Source organism: Streptococcus sp. GMD4S (genome assembly GCF_000296955.1).
Map to the genome: position 1 here is coordinate 1 of NZ_AJRE01000545.1, position 750 is coordinate 750.

The window sequence follows — 750 nt, forward strand, 5'->3', positions numbered from 1 at the left end:
AATTGGCTGAAACCTTGGCAAGCTACGCAACTAAAGGTAGTCTTATCTCTGTGGATGGAGAACTTCGTACCCGTCGCTTTGAGAAAAAGGGCCAGATGAACTATGTGACTGAAGTCCTTGCCACAGGATTCCAACTTTTGGAAAGCCGCGCCCAACGGGCTATGCGTGAAAATAACGCAGGACAGGATTTGGCAGATTTGGTCTTGGAAGAGGAAGAATTGCCATTTTAAACATTGAAAAGTCTGACTTGGTCTCAGGCTTTTTTATATTGCCAAAGTCAGACTTTTTTCTTGACTATTTCTGACCAAGTGATACAATAGAACTATGAATTAGCACTCAGATATAAAGAGTGCTAATAATATGTATTTCATCATGGAGGAAAACAGATGTTGAAACCATTAGGAGACCGTGTGGTCTTGAAAATCGAAGAAAAAGAACAAACTGTTGGAGGCTTTGTCCTTGCGGGCTCAGCCCAAGAAAAAACAAAAACAGCCCAAGTTGTAGCTACTGGACAAGGGGTTCGTACCTTGAACGGTGACTTGGTTGCTCCAAGCGTTAAGGCTGGAGACCGTGTCTTAGTTGAAGCCCACGCAGGTCTTGATGTCAAAGATGGCGATGAAAAATACATCATTGTAGGCGAAGCCAATATCTTGGCAATTGTGGAAGAATAGAAGGAGAAAGTAAGTATGTCAAAAGAAATTAAATTTTCATCTGATGCTCGTTCAGCTATGGTCCGTGGTGTCGATATCC

The 750-nt window shown here is 42.4% G+C and carries 2 protein-coding genes and 1 pseudogene; all 3 read left to right on the plus strand.

The window, feature by feature from the left end; all coding sequences use genetic code 11:
• Positions 1-230 (plus strand): single-stranded DNA-binding protein (locus tag GMD4S_RS12450; RefSeq protein ID WP_000630818.1); only part of this gene is annotated, 230 nt, incomplete at its 5' end.
• Positions 231-386: 156 nt separating this feature from the next.
• Positions 387-671 carry a co-chaperone GroES gene (groES, locus tag GMD4S_RS12455; RefSeq protein WP_000917324.1) on the plus strand — a complete coding sequence of 95 codons (285 nt, stop codon included), beginning with the start codon at positions 387-389 and terminating at the stop codon, positions 669-671.
• A 15-nt stretch (positions 672-686) separates the two neighbouring features.
• Positions 687-750 (plus strand): annotated as a pseudogene (locus GMD4S_RS14035) (TCP-1/cpn60 chaperonin family protein); the annotation flags it as partial.

Excerpts from the sequence above, each read along its gene's own strand:
- groES (WP_000917324.1), top strand. The coding sequence starts at position 387 with ATGTTGAAACCATTAGGAGACCGTGTGGTCTTGAAAATCGAAGAAAAA.